Here is a 17485-nt window from a genome sequence, read left to right as displayed (position 1 = left end):
CCCCTATGATACCGGAAGACGTCATTGCGGAAATCAATCAAAAGCTGGAAACGGCTTTTGCTCAACTCGATGATTGGTTCGCTGCGCCAGAGGCCATCCGCCGCTACCATCCGGCTGATGGCGGCTGGACCATTGATGAGATTCTTGAGCATGTTGCGCTCACCAACCATTACCTGCTCATTCTCATTGAGAAAGGCGCTGCCAAGGCCCTCAAAAACGCGCATGGGCTGGACCTGGCTACCGAGCTGGATGCCCGCCAATCGGCGCGCGTCCGCCTCGACGAAATCAGCCAGCCCGGAGCATTTAAATGGATGCGGCCCGACCATATGGCGCCGCACGGCCTGAAATCGGGCCCGGAAGTAGCGGCCACGCTCCGGCAGCAGCTGCATCAATGCCAGGCCGTGCTCAGCCGCCTGCCCAATGGCGAAGGTGTGCTGTGCCGTACGACCATGACGGTGAACGAGCTGGGCAAGATGGACGTGTACGATTTCGTCTATTTCCTAGGCAAACACGCCGAGCGACACCTGGCCCAAATTGCTGGCGTGGCAACCGAGTACCAAGCTCAGAGCCGCTAAACTACCGTTGGGGCTTCCTCTTCCAGCCAGGTTTCGCAGCGCACCAGCAAGGCCAGGCAGATGAAAAATACCGGCCCAATCTTGTCAGCCTCCACCAGCTCGTTCAGGGTGAGGTGGAAGACGATGATGACAAACGAGAGCGTGGCGGCCAGCACCACGCGGCGCACTTCGGGCCGGGCCTGGGCGCGGTGGTACAGGCTCTCGGCCAACAGCAACGTCGTTGCTATCAGGCTGAGAAACAACAAAAAGCCGGGAATCCCTTGCTCGGCCAATTGCAGCAGGAAGTAATTGTGGGTTGTCGATTTTTCGGGGTTGGCGCTCACGTAGGTGCGAAAGCTCTTTACGGTGTAGCGCTTGTATTCGGGGTAGAAAGTGGCTGGTCCGCTGCCAGTGAGCGGCTTTTCGCCAATCATGCGGGCGGCCGCTACCCAGCGGTACACCCGCTCCATCCCCGACACGTCCTGAAACTTGTAGGTGGCTTCGAGGTGGCGCTCAAAGTTTCGGCCGTTGAAAACCGTGTGCTCGTAGTCGGGGGCGTATTCCATGTACCGGTCGCCAACCACGAAGTAGCTCACCGTGAGGGTGGTGCCAATGGCCACGGCCAGTAGCAGTACCCGCGTAAGGCGCAGCCGCAGCACCAGAAAATACAGTGCCGCCAGCGGCACCGACACGATGGACGCCCGGGTGTAGGATGTGAGCAGCCCGAACAGCAGCACCCCCAGCGCCAGCCGCCACGCCAGCCGCGCCCCGCCACTGCGCGCGGCTCGTAGCGCAAACCAGCAAAACGGCAGCAGCAGCGCCAGCATGGTGGCATAAATCACGTGGTTGCGGAAAAACGGGTGCAGCGCCCAGTTGATGTCGCCGAAGCTGAACCCCCGCGTGGCGTGCCGGCTGGCCACATAAGCCACGCCCAGGCAGGCGCTGGCCGCGTACACGGCCGCAAAGCGCCAGGCCTCGGCCGGGCGGCGCACCACCAGCAGCGTGCCCAGCACGAAGGGCACCAGGTACCACACCTTGGCCAGCAGGTACTTGAGCGACTTGGTATGGTCGACGGAAAAAGCCGCATCCAGCGCTGTCCAGGCCAGCATCAGCGCCAGAATGATGAGCAGCGGGTGCCCCCACTCGCGGCGCGGCAGCGTGCCCTGGCGCAGCAGCAGCGTTAGCCCCACGCAGGCCGTGAGCACCAGCATCAGCGGTTCGGAGGGAATGTCCATGCTCAACCCGCCAAACAAACCGATTTCCTGCGAAAAGGGTAATGCCGCAAACAGCGCGTAGTACACCCAGCGCCACTCTAACAAAGACAGCAGTGCACCTATTGCCAGCAAAGCCGGCAGCAGCAGCACCGGCTGCTGCCGTAGCCCCGCCGCCGCGCCGCCCAGCAACAGCAGCCCCACGAAGCTCACAAACAGCCACTGCGGCCCATCCAGGGCCTGGCGCAGGCGCTGCAGCCGGTTGTTCAGCGGCGGGTTCACGCCGTGGGTGCGGCTGTGCCCCGGTGGTAGCGGTACAACTCCAGCAGCGCAATAAACAGCACCGACAAGGCAAACATGGCCAGCACCGAACCCAGCACAATAAGCGAGCGCACCGGTTTGAACTTGCGGGTGGCGGGGTAGGCCTTCTGCACCTGGTACAGGCTCGAAATGCGGCCCTTCAGGCTGAGGCCGGCCGATTCGTAGGCCGAGCGGGCAGCCACGAGGCGGTTTTGCAGGTCGGCCACGCGGGCCACAAACATGGTGAGCGAGTCGGTGCCCCGCACATAGTTTTCGAGGTTAATCAGGTTGCCCCCGTCGGCTTTGGTGAGGCCGCGCAGGGCGCGGCGCAGGCCGGCCACGTCGCCCCCACCAGCTTCGGCGCGGCGCAGGGCGGCTTCGGTTTCCACCAATTCCTTGGCCATGTAGCGGCCCTGCATCTCGAGACCGAAAATGCCGTAGCGGCGGCGCGCGCCCACCAGCTCGCGGCGGCTGCGCTCGAAGCTGGTGCTCAGGTATTCGTAGCGCCGGCGGTAGAGGTCGAGCACGGTGCGGCGGTTCTCAAACGTGAGCTGCTGGTTCACCGAGTCGATGACGCCGACCACGGCGTTGGCCACATCGGCAGCCAGCTTTTTGTCGTGGTCGGCAAAGCTGAGCTCGATGGCGTCGTGCTCGTTGTGCACCAAACTCAGGTTGCTGCTGAACTCGCTCACCACGAAGTTGTCGGCATTGTCGTCGCCGGGGGGGCCGGCCTTGTAGTGCTCGTACAGCTTGAACTTCTTGATAATGCTCTCGGCCACCGGCAACGACTCGCCGATGGTGATGGCCCGGTCCAGGTCTTCGGCGCGGCTGCTGAGCTCGAGCTGCCCGCGCATCTGGGCATTTTCCTCCAGCAGGCGGTCGGGGTCGGCCGTTTGGGGGTTGGTAGGGATGAAGATGGCGGTGGAGCGGTACACGTTGGGCAGCAGCAGGGCTACCACCACGCTCACGATGGCAGCCAGTGCCACGGCCCCGGCCACGAAGTATTTCCAGCGGTTGATAATGGGCCCGAGGCCCACCAGCGAGAAAGAAGGTGCAGACATAGTGAAGAAGAAAGCCGCCGCCCCGCCAGTTTAATTGGGTAGGCCCGGCGCGGGGCAGCGGCAAGCAAAGATAGGCGGCAAATGCCCCGTTGCGGTGCGCCAAGCGGGTGGCCCGGTGCTGTGCGTAGCTTTGCGGCCCGCGCCCGGCGTGCGGCCTTTACTTCAGATTTAGCTTTCCCGCTCGCATCAAACGCTTTTTCGGTAATATCAGCTTCGTCGTCCTGCTCAACCTGCTGGTGAAACCCGGCTGGGTGGTGGTCGAAAACCTGGTGCAGGACCGGCTCGGGCATGCCACGTTCGGGCTGGTTACGGCCCTGTCGGCCCTCACGCTGGTCGTGGCGGCCTTGTCCGACCTGGGCCTCACGCCCTACACCGTGCAGCGCGTGGCGGCCGAGCCTTCCTTCCTGGCCGAAACCTTCCCGACGCTGCTGCCCCTGCGCGGGGCCCTCAACTTCGTGGCGCTGGCCGCCATGCTGCTGATAGGCTGGGGGCTGGGCTACCGGGGCCCCGAACTGCTGCTGCTCGGGGCCGTGGGCGCGGCCCTGCTGCTGGCCCAGTACGGGCAGTTTCTGCGCGGCACCCTGCAAGCCCATCAGAAGTTTAATACCGATGCCGTGCTTTCGGTGGTCGAGAAGTTTCTGCTGCTCGGGGCCGTGCTGGTGCTGCTGCCGCTGGGCATCACGCTGCCGCGCTACGTGGGCGCCAGGCTGGGGGCAGCGGCCTTCACCACGGTGCTCACCTACGGGCTGATGACACGGTTTTTTGGCCGCATCCGCTACCACTGGCAAGGGCCGGTGGCCCGCACCGCCCTGCGCGCCAGCCTCCCGTTTGCCTTCATGACGCTGCTGTACGGTGTCAATGAACGCATCGACATGGTGATGCTCGAGCGCCTGGCCTCGCCCACCGAGGCGGGCTATTACGCCGGGGCCTACCGCTGGGTCGATGCCGTAATGATGTACGCCTGGACGGTGCTGCCGCTGTTTTTTGCCCGGTTTGCCAGCGTGCCGCGCGATGCCGGCGCCCAGCGCGAGCTGCTGCGCTTCGGGCAGCGCATCGTCAGCCTGCCGCTGCTGTTTGTGGTGGCCTTCATCCTGTTCTGCGGCGAGGTGGTGTTCTGGCAGTTCAAGCACAGCAGCCCGGCCGAAGTGGCCCGTATGACGCTCTGCCTGAAAATTCTGTTCGTGAACGTGCTGGTGCACGCCTTCTTTGCCATCTACAGCACCCTGCTCACCAGCACCACCCACGAGCGCGCCGTGAGCTGGCTGGTAGCACTCAGCATCGCCCTCAACATTGGCCTGAACCTGATTTTTCTGCCCAAATTCGGAGCCATAGCGGCTTCGATTGATACGCTGGTTTGTGCGGCGGCTGTATCGGTGGGCTACCTGGTGCTGGTGGCGCGGCGCACTGCCGTGGGCATCCCGACGGGGCTGCTGGCCCGGCTGCTGCTGGCGTTTGGGCTGCTGTGCGGTGCGTGGTTCGGCCTGCAATACGCCCTGCACCTGAGCTGGTGGCTGGAAGCCGGCATCATGGCCGTGGTTTTTGGGCTGATTGTGCTGGGCACGGGCCTGATACAGCGCAGCGAAATTGCGCAGTTGAAGCCGGGAGCGGGAATTAAAGGTTGAGAATGCCTTAAAACTGCAGCTGCCTCTTTGCCTGCCATCGTGCGCTGTGCAGTAGTAATTATGGGTGGTCAGGTCTGCGGCGTTGCAGCCATGAGGCGTTCGGCCATGGCCTTTAAGTCAACGTCTTCAACAAACCCGTTGGCAACCGTGAGTACGCCGAACAGGTAGCGCTTTAGCTCGGCCTCGTCCGGCTGAGGGACACGCAGGGCTGCCTGCACCAGGTGCAGCGATAAGTCGGCCAGAATGAATTGCTTGCGTTGTTGCGCGTCAGATGCCGCAAGGGCTGAAGCTTCGGCTATGGCGTGGGCTTCTTTAACCAGGCGAAGGATGGAGTCTTCCATGTGCAGAGAATGATTTGGGTAACCGCTGGGGCGCCGCGAAGTTCGGTAAGGCCCGGCGGAGTCAGCCCCGTAGTGGCGCGGCGCTACTTTTGCCGCTGCCGCAAGTGCCGATACGGCCCAAACAGTTAAGGTGGCGTGCAGGATGCCTGATGAGCCGCTGTTTTCGCTTTTAACTTCGCGAAGAGTACAACTAAACCCATGCACGTCGCCGTCAACACCCGTTTCCTGCTGCCCGGCGGGCACCTCGAAGGCATTGGGCGTTTCACCTTCGAAACGCTGCGGCACCTGGTGGCCCAGCACCCGGAAGTTACGTTTCACTTCCTCTTCGACCGGGGCTATGACGCGCGCTACATATTCGGGCCCAATGTGGTGCCGCACGTGCTGGGGCCCCCGGCGCGCCACCCGTTTCTTTACGTGGCCTGGTTTGAGGGCGCAGTGGCTTTGTGGCTGGCCCGGCACCGGCCGGCCGCCTTCCTCAGCCCCGACGGTTTCACTACGCTCAGCACCAGCGTGCCCCGCGTAACGGTGCTACACGACCTGGCCTTCGAGCACTTTCCGCTTGATGTGGACTTGCTTACCCGCAAGTATTACCACTTTTTTACGCCCCGCTTTGCCCGCGCCTCGGCGCAGCTCGTGGCCGTGTCGGAGGCTACCAAAGCCGACATTGTGCAGACTTACGGCATCGCGCCCGCCAAAATCAGCGTGGCCTACAACGCGCCGGCCGACTGGTTTCGCCCGCTGCCCGAGGCCGCGCAGGCCGAGGTTCGCCAGCGGTTCAGCCAGGGCCAGCCGTATTTTCTGTTCGTGGGAGCCCTGCAGCCGCGCAAGAACCTGGCAAACCTGCTGCGGGCCTTCGACCGGTTCAAAGCTGCCGCCGGCCCCGGCGCGGCCCCGGCGCAATTGCTCATTGTAGGCCGCAAGGCCTGGAAAGCCGGCCCTATCCTGGATGCCTACCAGCAAATGCACCACCAAACCGCCGTGCATTTCACCGGCCGTGTGGCTGATGAGGAGCTGGCTGGCCTCTATGCGGCGGCCCTGGCCACGGTGTACGTGCCGTATTTCGAAGGCTTTGGCATTCCCATTGTCGAGGCGCAGGCCAGCGGTTGCCCGGTGCTCACAAGCAGCGTCAGCTCGATGCCTGAGGTGGCCGGGTCCGGTGGCGCGCTGCTCGCCGACCCACTCGACGTGGCCAGCATTACCGCCGGCCTTGCGCGCCTCTGGCAGGAGCCCGCGCTGCGGCCGCAGCTAGTGGCCCGGGGCTATGAGAACCTAAGCCGCTTTTCGTGGGCCTGTAGCGCCGAGGTACTCTGGCAGGCGCTGCGCAAGGCAACGGGGGAGTAGGCAGGGGCGAGGCTGGCGGGAAAAGGCCGGCGATTCACTCGCCTTTTCCCGCCAACGTGCAATTCTTCGCTATCGGCTTACTCTAGGCCGAGTCCGAACAAAGTATACATCTACTATACACGCTCCCCCGCGTCAGGTAGTAGCCGGGGGCCAGGTAAAATGCAATCAGGCCCCAGATGCGCCAGCACCGCCTTGGCGTCTGGCTGCCCCGCGAATAGAATGCCGGCATGCACCCGCCGTGCTCCGGCCCGCGAATGCCTGCTGGGGCACGGCGAACTGTTTCTACTTACTCGATTCCTGATTTCCCGCCCCGGCCGTACTTTTGCGGCATGGCCCGTCAGCATCCCTACAACTTCGCCCACGTGCTGCTCCCGCAGTTGGCCTGGCGCCGGCCGGTGGCGGTGCGCCGCGAGCTGACCGACCCTTTCCTGGCCCGCGAGCTGTTGCTCTACGTCTGGGACAAAGCTGCTGAAAACGTAGCTGCCGTCGACCGCGTGCCAGCTAAAGGCCTGCGCCTCAGCTGGCACGAAGTAGCTGGTCGCGCCACGGCCTTGTTGCACCTGCCTGCCCCGCAGGCCACCATGGAGGCCCATTTTTCGGCCCTGGTGTATGAGGAAGACGAGGAACCAGCCGAAAATGAAGTCGAGGAAACGCGCCCCCGTTACTTCACCCTAGAGGCCGCACTAGGGCTTAGCGGCCCTGCTGGCACGCCCACCGTGGTAAGCGAGTGGGCCGGCGACGTGCGCCGCCAGCTCGGCCGCGGCCCCGCCGGTGGCCGCCCCGCTACCGCCGAGGCTTTCCTCGAAGCCCTGGCGGCTGTGCTGGGCCCGCGCCCCACTACCCCCCACGTGCCCGTTATGCGCATTGTGCGCTCCTGATGCCCATGCGTGCCCGGCTCGACGCGGCCCTGCTCACCCGGCCGCCCCGCCTGCTGCACACCCTGCTGCGCGGCTGCGAGTGGACGGCCCCCGCCGCCACACCCAGCGGCCAGCCGGTTGTGTATCTCACGTTTGATGATGGCCCTGTGCCGGATGAAACGCCCTGGGTACTGGCGCAACTGGCCGAATTTCAGGCCAAGGCTACCTTCTTCTGCGTGGGTGAAAACCTGGCCCGCTACCCCGAAATCGCCCGTGCTGCCCTGGCTGCCGGCCATCGCCTCGGCAACCATACGCACCAGCATCGCAGTGCCTGGGCCACGCCCCGCGCGGCTTACCTGGAAGACATCGCCGTATGCCAGTCGCACATCAGCGAGCTATTGAATATGGGAACTGAAATGCCTGCTGCTATCTCGCTTCCCCTGTTCCGCCCGCCCTATGGCCGCCTCACGTGGCCGCTGCTGCCGCTGCTGCAAGCCGATTTTCGCGTCATCATGTGGTCGGTGCTCACGCGCGACTACGACCCCGCCCTGCACCCCGAAGACTGCCTGCGCTTTGCCCTGCAAGCCGTGCGGGCCGGCGACGTGGTGGTGTTTCACGACAGCCGTAAGGCCGGGCCCCGGCTGCGCTACGTGCTGCCACGCCTGCTGGCCCACCTGGCCGCGCAGGGTTTCGCCTTTGCCACCCTATGAGTTCGCTGCTGAACGTATTGCTGGGGTACCTGGTGCTGTGGCTGCTGGGCATGGCCTACACGGCGTGGCGCTTTGCCAGCCGGCGCGGGGCCGCTACGCCCGGCCCGCTGCCCACGCCACTGCCGCGCGTGAGCATCCTCATCGCCGCCCGCGACGAAGCCGCCGCCCTGCCGCGCTGCTTGGCCAGCCTGCGCGCCCTCGATTACCCGGCCGAATTGCTGGAAATTCTGGTGGGGGACGACGGCAGCACCGACGGCACAGCCGCCGTGGCCGAAGCGGCTATGCGCGGCTTTGCGGGGCATTTTCAGGTCATTCCCATCGTCGATACGCTGGGGCAGGCGCGGGGCAAGGCTAACGTGTTAGCGCACCTCACGCGGCGGGCCACCACCGATTATTTCTTCATTACCGATGCCGACATTAGCCTGCCCACCTCCTGGCTGACCGGGCTGTTGGCCCACGCCGGCCCGGGCGTGGGCACGGTCACGGGCATCACGGCGGTGCGCGGGCCGCAGTTGTTTCATCAGCTGCAGGGCCTCGACTGGCTGCTCTCGCTGAGCATGGTGCAGGTGGTGAGCGACCTAGGCCGGCCCGTAACGGCCATGGGCAACAACATGCTCGTGACCCGCGCCGCCTACGAGGCCACCGGCGGCTACGAGGCGCTGCCCTTTTCCGTAACCGAGGATTTTGCCCTGTTCCAGGCCGTGCTGGCGTCAGGCTTTGGCTTTCGACAGGTTTTCCAGGCTGATATCTGTGCCGACTCGTTGCCCATGCCTACCTGGGCGGCCCTGCTGCGGCAACGGCAGCGCTGGCTGCGCGGCGTGGCCGGCTTGCCCCTACGGCTACGGCTCGAGTTGCTGTTTTTCAGCGGCTTCTGGCCGGCTCTAACGGGCTTGGCCTGGGCGGGCGGCATTGGGCTGGCGCTCGGTGTGTGGGCCGCAAAAATGCTGGCGCAGGGCTTGCTGGCGCATTTTGCGCATCGCCGGGCCGGGCTGCGACTGCGTTGGGCACTGCTCCCCCTGTTCGAAGGCTACACCCTGGCCCTGACGGCTGCCATTGCCTTCTTCCAGCTATTCGGCGGGGCCGTGGTGTGGAAGGGGCGGCGCTACGATTAGGCTGCGCGAATGGCCATAAGCCTGTCCTTCCGACGCAGAAGGAATCTGAGTGAAGCTGGCGAAGCGATATGGGCAGAGTCCTTCTGCGTCGGAATGACAGCCCTTTAACAATAGCTGCGACGGCGACCAATTTGGCACGCGCGCCCGACCTTTGCCTACGCTATTCTCTCTTTGCTATGCACATTACCGACTCACACGCTCACCTCTACTCCGAACAGTTTCGGCCCGACCGCCTCGATGCCCTGCAGCGCGCTCAGGAGGCCGGCGTGCGCACCATCGTGATGCCCAACATCGACCACAGCAGCATCGATGCGATGCTGGAGCTCGAAGCCGCAGCCCCCGAAACCTGCTTTGCCATGATGGGCCTGCACCCGTGTTCGGTCGCGCGCGGTTTCGAGCAGCAGCTGTACGAGGTTGAAACTTGGCTCGACCGTCGTCCTTTCGCCGCCATAGGCGAAGCCGGGCTCGACTTACATTGGGATAAAACCCTGCTGGCCGAACAACAGGAGGCCTTGAAAATCCAGTTGGAGTTGGCTAAAAAGCACCAGTTGCCCATCGTGCTGCACACCCGCGAGGCCTTCGCCGAAACCGTGGCGCTGGTCGAAGCTGCCCAGGATGGCACCCTGCGCGGCGTGTTTCACTGCTTCTCCGGCACGCCCGAGGAGGCCGCTCAGGTTGTCGGGCTGGGGTTTATGCTGGGCATTGGTGGGGTGGCGACCTTCAAGAACGGCGGCGCCGACAAGGTGCTGCCCGGCATTGGGCTGGAGCATTTGCTGCTCGAAACCGATTGCCCTTATCTCGCGCCGGTACCCCACCGGGGCAAGCGCAACGAGCCCGCCTACCTGCCGCTGGTGCTGCGCCGGGTGGCGTCGTTGCTGGGCCGGCCCGAGGCCGAAGTAGCCGAAGCCACCACCCGCAACGCGGCCGCTTTGTTCAACCTGTAGCCTGCCTGCACAACAAAAGCCCCGCCCGGGCTGCCGTCGTTGAATGACGGTGGCCCGGGCGGGGCTTTTTAATGGACAATAGAATCAGGCCAAAGGGGGGGGCGTTACCCCAACCAGCTTAGTATATGGCGTTAATTCAGCCACACATCGGCTACGCTCTCAAAGCGGTGGACGGCGAAAGCGCCGTAGGGCCGCTCGGCGTAGAAGCCGAGTACGTGCACCTGCGGCAGGCCGGTGCGCACGTGCGGCAATACGCGCACAGCGTACACCTGGCCCGCCTCGGGCCAGTCGCCAACGTAGTCGGCTGGACGTTGCGCGTTGTTCACGCAACGGGCAAATTGCTGCACAGGCAGCGGCGTAGGGAGCTTCACGTTTGACATACCCAAAGATAATTTATGAGGAGTAAAACTAAAAATTTTGGTAGAAATATTTTTTAGTCATTTGCAAAGAATAGTGCCCCATTTTGCGCAGAATGACGTGAGTATTCCATGAACGTAGTCGATGTACGACTGCGGTAGTAATATGGATTGCCAAGACCGGCAGGAAACAATAAGCTAAATTAATTAGTAAATAGCATCCCGCTTTCTTTTTATAGACGCGCGGCTTGCCCAATGCTTGCATCACTCCACGATTTTATTTCGGCTTCCTGCCTCCCTACTCGCGAGATGCCCTTGTTCGGTTGCCCCATCCCGGCGGGCTTCCCCTCGCCGGCCGACGACCACGTCGACCCGTCGTTTGACCTCACCCGCTTCCTGTTTCGCAACCCGGCCTCCACATTTCTGGCGCGCGTTAGCGGCGACTCGATGACCGGAGCGGGCATTCACCCCGGCGATTTGGTGGCCGTGGACCGGGCCCTGCGGGCGGTGCACGGCAGCATTGTGGTGGCCGTAGTCGAAGGCGAGCACACCATCAAGCGCCTGCAGCTGCGGGCTGGCGAGCCCTGGCTGGTGGCCGAAAACAGCCGCTACCCGCCGCTGCCGGTGAGCCCCGAAGCGGGGCTGGTGGTGTGGGGAGTCGTTACGCACGTAATTCATTCGCTGAGCGCTGGGCCGGTTTTCGGGGTGAAATAACCTACTGGTCGAACTCGGTCTTCGTCCTGGCTGCCCGCACAGGCCAAGCCGGCTTCTGCTGCTAAAGATGCCTGCCCGCTGGTGATGGGTACTGCTCCAATCGGTGAATCCCCGGCGAACCTCGCTGAACGAGTCTTTTTAACCTGCTATATTCAGATGTACGCTCTGGTCGACTGCAATAATTTTTACGTTTCCTGCGAGCGGGTTTTCGCCCCACGCCTCGAAGGCCGGCCCGTGGTGGTGCTCAGTAACAACGACGGCTGCCTGATTTCGCGCTCCGACGAAGCCAAAGCCCTGGGCTTTGCCATGGGCGAGCCCTTCCACCTGGCCCGGCCGCTACTAGCCCAGCACGGCGTGCAGGTGTTCTCGTCGAACTATGGCCTGTACGGCGACATGAGCCGGCGCGTAGTGCAGGTACTGAGCGGCTTTGCGGCTGGGGTGGAGGTGTATTCCATCGACGAGGCTTTTCTGGATTTTGGCGGCATGCACCTGCTCGCGCCCGACCTGCTGGCTTACGGGGCCAAGGTGAAAGCACGGGTGCGGCGGCAAACCGGTATTCCGACCTGCGTAGGCATCGCGCCCACCAAAACGCTGGCCAAGCTGGCCAACCGGCTGGCTCGCAGGCAATGTGGCAGCGGCGTGGTGTTGCTCGATACCGCTGCCCGCTGGCAAGCCGCCCTGGCCCAAGCCCCGGTGGAAAGCATCTGGGGCGTGGGCCGGCGCTACGCCCGCAAGCTGCAGGAAATGAACATTACCACCGGCGCAGCCCTGGCCGCCCTACCCGAGGCCTGGTTGCGCCGCCACCTGGGTGGTGTGGTGGGCCAGCGCCTGTGGCGCGAGCTGCACGGCCAGCCCTGCCTCGACTGGAACCCGGCTGAATGGGACGATGACGGGGAGCCTCTGCCGGCCAGTGGGGCCGCCCGCCACAGCGCAACCTGTACCCGCTCCTTTGGCCGGCCCCAGCACGAGCCCGCCGCGCTGGCCGAAGCCGTGGCTACCTTCGCCGCCAAAGCCGCCGAAAAGCTGCGTCGCCACGGCCTGGGTGCCCATTTGGTCACGGTCATCCTCGGCACTGACAAATACGCGGCCACCGGCGGGCCCAGCACCCACACGGCCGTGGTGAGCTTGCCGGCTGCTACCGCCGACACCGCCTGCCTCACGCAGGCGGCCTTGCAGGGGCTGGCCCGGCTACGGCAGCCGGGCATGGCTTACCACCGCGCCGGTGTGCTGCTGAGCGGCTTGGAGCGGCCCGGCGCGGTTCAGCTTGGCTTGTTCGAGACTGTCGCCGCGCCCGCACCGCAACGCGAGCAGCTTATGGCTACGCTCGACCAGCTCAACCGCCGGTTTGGCAAGACCGTAGTGCGGCTGGCAGCCGCTGGTGCGAGCCGGCAGTCACCCACTTGGGCCGGCCGCGCGGCGCACCGGTCGCCGCTCTACACCACCAGTTGGGAAGGGCTGTGGCAGTTACGCTAATAGTTGCTGCTACCGCACTTCCACGGGCCGGCTCGATACTGAATCAGTACCCTGCATTTTCAACAGATACAGCCCCGGCGCCAGCCCCGTTAGGCTAATGGTCGCTGTCGTGCCGCTAGCCACCTGCCGCCGCACCAGCTGCCCCAGCGTGTTGCGCACCTGAATTTCCCGCAGGCCAAAATCAGCCGGTACTTCCACCCGCAGCAGACCGGTGGTTGGGTTGGGGTAAGCACTGAACCCCGCCAGCTGCGCCGATGCCCGCGTGGGCAACACCGTAGCGTAGAGCTGCGCCGCCGCATCAGAAGATGCCTGTAGTTGGGCCAGGGTAGGGGCCGCCAGCACCGCGAAGGCCACGGTGGCCGAGTCGCCGGGGGCCAGGCGGGCCAGCCGGGTGCCCAGCACCTGCATCACGTCGGAGCCGTTGGGGAGGCCGGCGGTGCGCTGGGCGCGGGCGGTGCCGCTGCTCAGGGTCCGGAATTTTTCGGCCGGCGAGAACCCATCAGCCAAGCGCACGGGGCTGCCAGCGGGCGCGGCCCCATCGATGGAATACACGGCTGGCGCACCGCCACGCAGCAGCCGCAGGCCCGCGTAGGTGCCCGGCGCGGGCGTGGCCGGCAATTGGCCCAGTGCATAAGAATACGCCAGGGTACGGGCGCTGTCATAAGCTGCTGCGTTGTGGGCGGCACCGTCGGGCGTGGGCAGGTCCCAGTCGGTGAAAATGCCGGCGTACAGGGGTTTGAGGGTGTCGGCAGTGAGGTTTTTGAGCGAGTATTCGAGCACCACAAAGTCGCGGCGGCCGGGCGTGGCCCAGGCGTAGGCCCGCTGGCGCACGGCTACGCCCACACTGCGCGCCGCAGCCCCGGCCGCCGGAATCGAGTCTTGGAACGCAATGCGGGCTTCTTGGTCGGCGCGGGGGCCGGGCTGCTGGCGGGTGGCCTGGCGCAGGCTGAAAAACGACTGCCGCATCTGGCCGCGGGTGCTGCGCAGGCGGTCGGATACGCGGGTGGGCGTGGTGGCCAGCATCAGGCCGCCTTCGCTGAGCAGGTTGCCGCTGCCCCGGTAGCTCAGGCCCGCGCCCACGGTACCGAAGATGTTGTCGTAGCCCAGGTTGCCGCGGCTGGTCAGGGTCAGGCGCAGGTCGTTGGCGTCGAGCACCACATAATCGGGGTTCAAAATAACATCCACGTACTGGTCGAGCTGGAAGCCGCCCGCCGCGGTGAGGCGGTAGCGCAGAGTAGCCTTTGCATTCAGCGGAATGCCGCTGGCCGCTACAGTCAGTCGGAAGGGCGCAGTCGCGTTGTCGGCCCGCCCCAGCGTGGCCAGGCTGCCCACCGCAAAGCTGCCCGCCGTCACCGCGAGGTAGGGCGAGAGCGAGGTGAGCGTGACGGTGAGGCCCGTCACCGGGGCCAGTAGATTCTGGACGCTGGCCGTCAGGTTAATGGTTTCGCCCGGGGCGTAGGCGGCGCGGGCTGGGGCGAAGGTGCTGCTCACCACCCGGGCCTCGGTGAGGTTGGCGCGGGTAAGGGCAGCCAGCACGTCGAGGCGGCCGGTGCCAAGGCGCCCGACCCAGGCAGCGTTGGCGGGCAACTGGTCGGTTGGTGAAGTGGTCTGACGCAGGCGGGCTGCTACCTGGTCGGAGGTATAGGTGGGAAACTGCCGGCGCACCAGGGCCGCGGCGCCCGCCACCAGTGGCGCGGCAAAGGAGGTGCCGCCCACGGCCGTGTAGTCGTTGTCGGCCGGGCCGCCGCCGTTGGCCAGGTGGTAGCCGTAGCAGGTGAGAATGCTGACGCCGGGCGCCGTGAGGTCGACGCGGTGGCTGAAGGTGGCACTGCCCACTTTGGTGTCGGTGTTGTCGACGCCCGACACGGAAACGACGTGCTGGTAGCTGGCGGGGTAGAAATCGAGGTCGGCGTTGGTGTTGCCGGCGGCGCCTATCAGTACGGCGTCGCGGTTCACGGCGGCGTAGGTCATGGCGTCCTGCTCGAACTGCGAGTAACCGCCCGGCCCGCCCCAGCTCATGTTGATGACCTGGCAGCCGTGGTCGGCCGCATACACCACCGCCTCAACGCCGGCGAAAGTGCCGGTGGGCGTGTTGGGGTAAATGTTCAGCGGCAGAAACCGGCACTTGTTGCCCAGCCCGGCAATGCCCTGGCCGTTGTCGACGCGGGCCGACGACACCCCCGCTACCAGCGTGCCGTGCACAATGGCAACATCGTAGCCCGGGTCGTTGTCGTTATTCGCTACATCCCAGCCCGTGAAGTTGTCGATGTAGCCGTCGCGGTCGTCGTCAAGGCCATTGATGGGGTCGGCGTAGTTGTGCTTAATCTGGGGGGCCAACTCGACGTGGGTAAGCCGGAATCCGCCGTCGGTGATGCCGATAACGATGCTGCTATCGCCGCGTGTGATGTCCCAGGCGCGGTAGGCCTTAATCTGCTTCAGGTAGTATTGGCTGACCGTGAGGCTGGTAAGCGTAGAGTCGGCGAACGGGTCGTTGGGCTGGTACTGGGGCTGGCGGATGTAGAGCGGCTCGACGTACTCGACCGCGCCGGTAGCCAGCAGCACCGCGCGCGCCTTACTCAGGGCCGCGGTCGTCCGAAACTGAAAGATGCCGCGCAAATCCACGCTGCCGGGCCGCTCGGCGCTCGGCGCTGCTGCGTGCGGGAATTTTTGGTTGAGCGCGCCGGCTGCCAGCGTGTGCAGGGCTGTTTCAAGCACCGCCGGCGACTGGCCGGGGCGCAGCTTCAGCACCAGCTGGCCGGGGATGGTCGGCGGCGTGGACTGGGCATGCAGCTGGGCCGTCAGTCCAATTAAAAACAGGTATAGGAATGCGCGTAACGTGTTTTTCATCAGGCAGAATAACCGGTGAAAGGGGATAAGTAAAGCTACTACATTACATAGGGCAGCAGGGTTCGAACTGCGGGTAGGGAAGGCTTCGTCAGAACGTCGTGCAGAGCGCAGCGAAGCATCTCGCGTGTAGTGGTAAACCAATCGTGACCACAGCATCGATTAGCTTCCCGAGGCAAGATGCTTCGCTGCGCTCTGCATGACGTTCTTAAATGACCGTTCTGACTTACCCCCCTAACTCCAACTTCCCCGCCCGCATCTGGCGGGCTGCCGTAACTTGCGGGGCGGCCCGGCGGCCGCACCAAAGTCTTCCCTAAATCAACCCGACCCACCCCCGATGATTAACAAGCACCAGGCTACCCTCGACGCCGCCGTGCAGGCCCTGCACGGGCGCACGTTCTACGCCGCTTTCCCCGAAAACCCCTCGCCCGAAATCTACGGGGCCGATGCCGACGCGCAGGGCCGCGAGAAGTTTGCCGCCATGCGCGGCCAGCACTTCACCGAGCTGCAGCAGGGCGAACCCCAGGGCTGGGCCGGCCAGGAAGAGTCGCCCTACGAGCAAAAGTCGCTCGATATCAAATACCCGTACTTTGCGCCTGACACGCTGGTTGCCAACGCCCAGGGCGCTTTTGGCGAGTGGCGCAAGCTGAAGCCGGCCCTGCGCGCGGCCCTGCTCACGGAGGCACTCGAGGGCATGAAAAACCGCTTCTTCGAGATTGCCTACGCCACCATGCACACCACGGGGCAGGCCTACATGATGTCGTTTCAGGCCAGCGGCCCGCACGCCGCCGACCGCGCCCTGGAGGCCATCGCCGCCGGCTACGAGGAGCAAACCCGCTTTCCCGAAGAAACCCGTTGGGAGAAGCCCATGGGCAAGTACAGCATCACCCTCAACAAAACCTGGCGCGCCGTGCCCAAAGGCTTGGCCTTGGTCATCGGCTGCTCCACGTTCCCAACCTGGAACACGGTGCCCGGCATGTTTGCCTCGCTCGTAACCGGCAACCCCACCATCATCAAGCCCCACCCCAAAGCGGTGCTGCCCATTGCTATTGTGGTGGCCGAAGTACAGAAGGTGCTGGCTGATAATGGCTTCAACCCGTGCATCTGCCAGTTGGCCGTGGATGCCGACGACCGCCTCATCACCAAGGAGCTGGCCGAAAACCCCGCCATCAAGCTCATCGACTACACCGGCGGCTCGGCTTTCGGCGAATACATCGAGGGGCTGAAGGGCAAAACCGTTTTCACCGAGAAAACCGGCGTCAACAGCATCATCCTCGACAGCTGCGAGGACCTCGACAAAGTGGCCCAGAACCTGGCCTTTTCCGTGAGCCTGTACTCGGGCCAGATGTGCACGGCCCCGCAAAACTTTTTCATCCCGGCTGCCGGCGTGCAAGTAGCCGGCGCGCTGGTGCCCTACGAAGACGTGGTGCAGAAGCTCTCGGCCGCCGTAACGGGCCTGGCCACCAACCCCAAAGCTGGCCCCCACGTGTTCGGCGCCATCCAGAGTGAAATCACGCACGACCGCGTGAAGCAGTTGGCCTTCGACGGCGGCCGCAGCATTCTGGCCCACGGCACCGTCGACAACCCGGTGTTCCAGAACGCGCGCACCTGCTCGCCGAGCATTCACGAAATTGGCTCCGAGAAAGTAGAGCAGTTTAGCCAGGAGCTGTTCGGCCCGATTATGCTGGTTATCAAGACCAAAGATACCCAAGAAAGCATCCACCTGGCGGCGCAGCTGGCCCGCGAGCACGGCGCTATTTCGTGCGGCGCCTACACCACCGACTCCGCCATTAAGGAGCAGATTATGGACGAGATGAGCCTGGCCGGCACGCCCGTTAGCTTCAACCTCACCGGCGGCATCTACGTGAACCAGAACGCCGGCTTCTCCGACTTCCACGTGACGGGCGGCAACCCGGCCGGCAACGCCAGCTTCACCAACCCCGAGTTTGTTATCAAACGCTTCACCTGGGTTGGCTTCCGCGAGCCGGTGGCTTAATCAGAGAACAATAGATCATTGTTTATTAAAACAAAACCGCCGCTTCGAG

The 17485-nt window shown here is 64.5% G+C and carries 15 protein-coding genes; 10 read left to right on the top strand and 5 right to left on the bottom strand.

What is annotated here, in order from left to right:
* The first annotated feature begins 5 nt into the window (after positions 1 to 5).
* On the top strand, positions 6 to 575 hold the full coding sequence (locus ABD837_RS10150; RefSeq protein WP_345053662.1) for a DinB family protein: 570 nt from the start codon (positions 6 to 8) through the stop codon (positions 573 to 575).
* On the opposite strand, the gene ABD837_RS10145 is transcribed toward ABD837_RS10150, so the two are convergent.
* Both ABD837_RS10145 and ABD837_RS10140 read right to left on the bottom strand, forming a co-directional pair.
* Complete coding sequence (locus ABD837_RS10145) at positions 572 to 2047, bottom strand: O-antigen ligase family protein (RefSeq protein ID WP_345053661.1); 1476 nt, start codon at positions 2045 to 2047, stop codon at positions 572 to 574. The genes ABD837_RS10150 and ABD837_RS10145 overlap by 4 nt on opposite strands.
* A complete protein-coding gene (locus ABD837_RS10140; protein ID WP_345053659.1) occupies positions 2044 to 3126 on the bottom strand; it encodes a GumC domain-containing protein in 1083 nt (360 codons plus the stop codon). The genes ABD837_RS10145 and ABD837_RS10140 overlap by 4 nt, the downstream gene beginning before the upstream one ends.
* A gap of 185 nt (positions 3127 to 3311) precedes the next feature.
* Here ABD837_RS10140 and ABD837_RS10135 point away from each other — a divergent pair, with 185 nt between their 5' ends.
* Positions 3312 to 4748: an oligosaccharide flippase family protein gene (locus ABD837_RS10135; protein WP_345053995.1), complete on the top strand. Its 1437-nt coding sequence runs from the start codon at positions 3312 to 3314 to the stop codon at positions 4746 to 4748.
* Positions 4749 to 4816: 68 nt separating this feature from the next.
* Here the strand turns inward: ABD837_RS10135 and ABD837_RS10130 are convergent, their stop codons facing one another.
* Positions 4817 to 5089: a hypothetical protein gene (locus ABD837_RS10130; RefSeq protein WP_345053657.1), complete on the bottom strand. Its 273-nt coding sequence runs from the start codon at positions 5087 to 5089 to the stop codon at positions 4817 to 4819.
* 198 nt (positions 5090 to 5287) lie between these two features.
* Here ABD837_RS10130 and ABD837_RS10125 point away from each other — a divergent pair, with 198 nt between their 5' ends.
* The 5 genes from ABD837_RS10125 (at position 5288) to ABD837_RS10105 (ending at position 10053) form a co-directional block, all read left to right on the top strand.
* The gene (locus ABD837_RS10125; RefSeq protein WP_345053654.1) at positions 5288 to 6430 is read left to right on the top strand and encodes a glycosyltransferase family 4 protein; all 1143 of its coding nucleotides are present in this window, start codon (positions 5288 to 5290) and stop codon (positions 6428 to 6430) included.
* A 329-nt stretch (positions 6431 to 6759) separates the two neighbouring features.
* Complete coding sequence (locus ABD837_RS10120; RefSeq protein ID WP_345053652.1) at positions 6760 to 7308, top strand: hypothetical protein; 549 nt, start codon at positions 6760 to 6762, stop codon at positions 7306 to 7308.
* Positions 7308 to 7997 carry a polysaccharide deacetylase family protein gene (locus ABD837_RS10115; RefSeq protein WP_345053649.1) on the top strand — a complete coding sequence of 230 codons (690 nt, stop codon included), beginning with the start codon at positions 7308 to 7310 and terminating at the stop codon, positions 7995 to 7997. The genes ABD837_RS10120 and ABD837_RS10115 overlap by 1 nt, the downstream gene beginning before the upstream one ends.
* Positions 7994 to 9109 carry a glycosyltransferase gene (locus tag ABD837_RS10110; protein ID WP_345053647.1) on the top strand — a complete coding sequence of 372 codons (1116 nt, stop codon included), beginning with the start codon at positions 7994 to 7996 and terminating at the stop codon, positions 9107 to 9109. Before ABD837_RS10115 ends, ABD837_RS10110 begins: the two co-directional genes overlap by 4 nt.
* Positions 9110 to 9285: 176 nt before the next feature.
* A complete protein-coding gene (locus ABD837_RS10105) occupies positions 9286 to 10053 on the top strand; it encodes a TatD family hydrolase (protein ID WP_345053645.1) in 768 nt (255 codons plus the stop codon).
* Between the two features lie 131 nt (positions 10054 to 10184).
* Here ABD837_RS10105 and ABD837_RS10100 read toward each other — a convergent pair whose 3' ends face one another.
* On the bottom strand, positions 10185 to 10433 hold the full coding sequence (locus ABD837_RS10100) for a hypothetical protein (protein ID WP_345053642.1): 249 nt from the start codon (positions 10431 to 10433) through the stop codon (positions 10185 to 10187).
* 231 nt (positions 10434 to 10664) lie between these two features.
* On the opposite strand from ABD837_RS10100, the gene ABD837_RS10095 reads away from it, so the two are divergent.
* Complete coding sequence (locus ABD837_RS10095) at positions 10665 to 11123, top strand: LexA family protein (RefSeq protein WP_345053640.1); 459 nt, start codon at positions 10665 to 10667, stop codon at positions 11121 to 11123.
* Between the two features lie 156 nt (positions 11124 to 11279).
* A complete protein-coding gene (locus ABD837_RS10090) occupies positions 11280 to 12596 on the top strand; it encodes a Y-family DNA polymerase (RefSeq protein ID WP_345053637.1) in 1317 nt (438 codons plus the stop codon).
* 9 nt (positions 12597 to 12605) lie between these two features.
* Here ABD837_RS10090 and ABD837_RS10085 read toward each other — a convergent pair whose 3' ends face one another.
* Positions 12606 to 15443 (bottom strand): S8 family peptidase, encoded by a 2838-nt coding sequence (locus tag ABD837_RS10085; protein ID WP_345053634.1) that lies wholly within the window; start codon positions 15441 to 15443, stop codon positions 12606 to 12608.
* Between the two features lie 334 nt (positions 15444 to 15777).
* On the opposite strand from ABD837_RS10085, the gene paaN reads away from it, so the two are divergent.
* Entirely contained in the window at positions 15778 to 17436 is a 1659-nt protein-coding gene (gene paaN, locus ABD837_RS10080) for a phenylacetic acid degradation protein PaaN (RefSeq protein WP_345053632.1), read from the top strand.
* Positions 17437 to 17485 lie beyond the last annotated feature (49 nt).

The organism is Hymenobacter glaciei, from assembly GCF_039539585.1.
GTDB classification, from domain to species: Bacteria; Bacteroidota; Bacteroidia; order Cytophagales; family Hymenobacteraceae; genus Hymenobacter; species Hymenobacter glaciei.
This window is presented reverse-complemented; position numbering and strand designations above follow the sequence as displayed.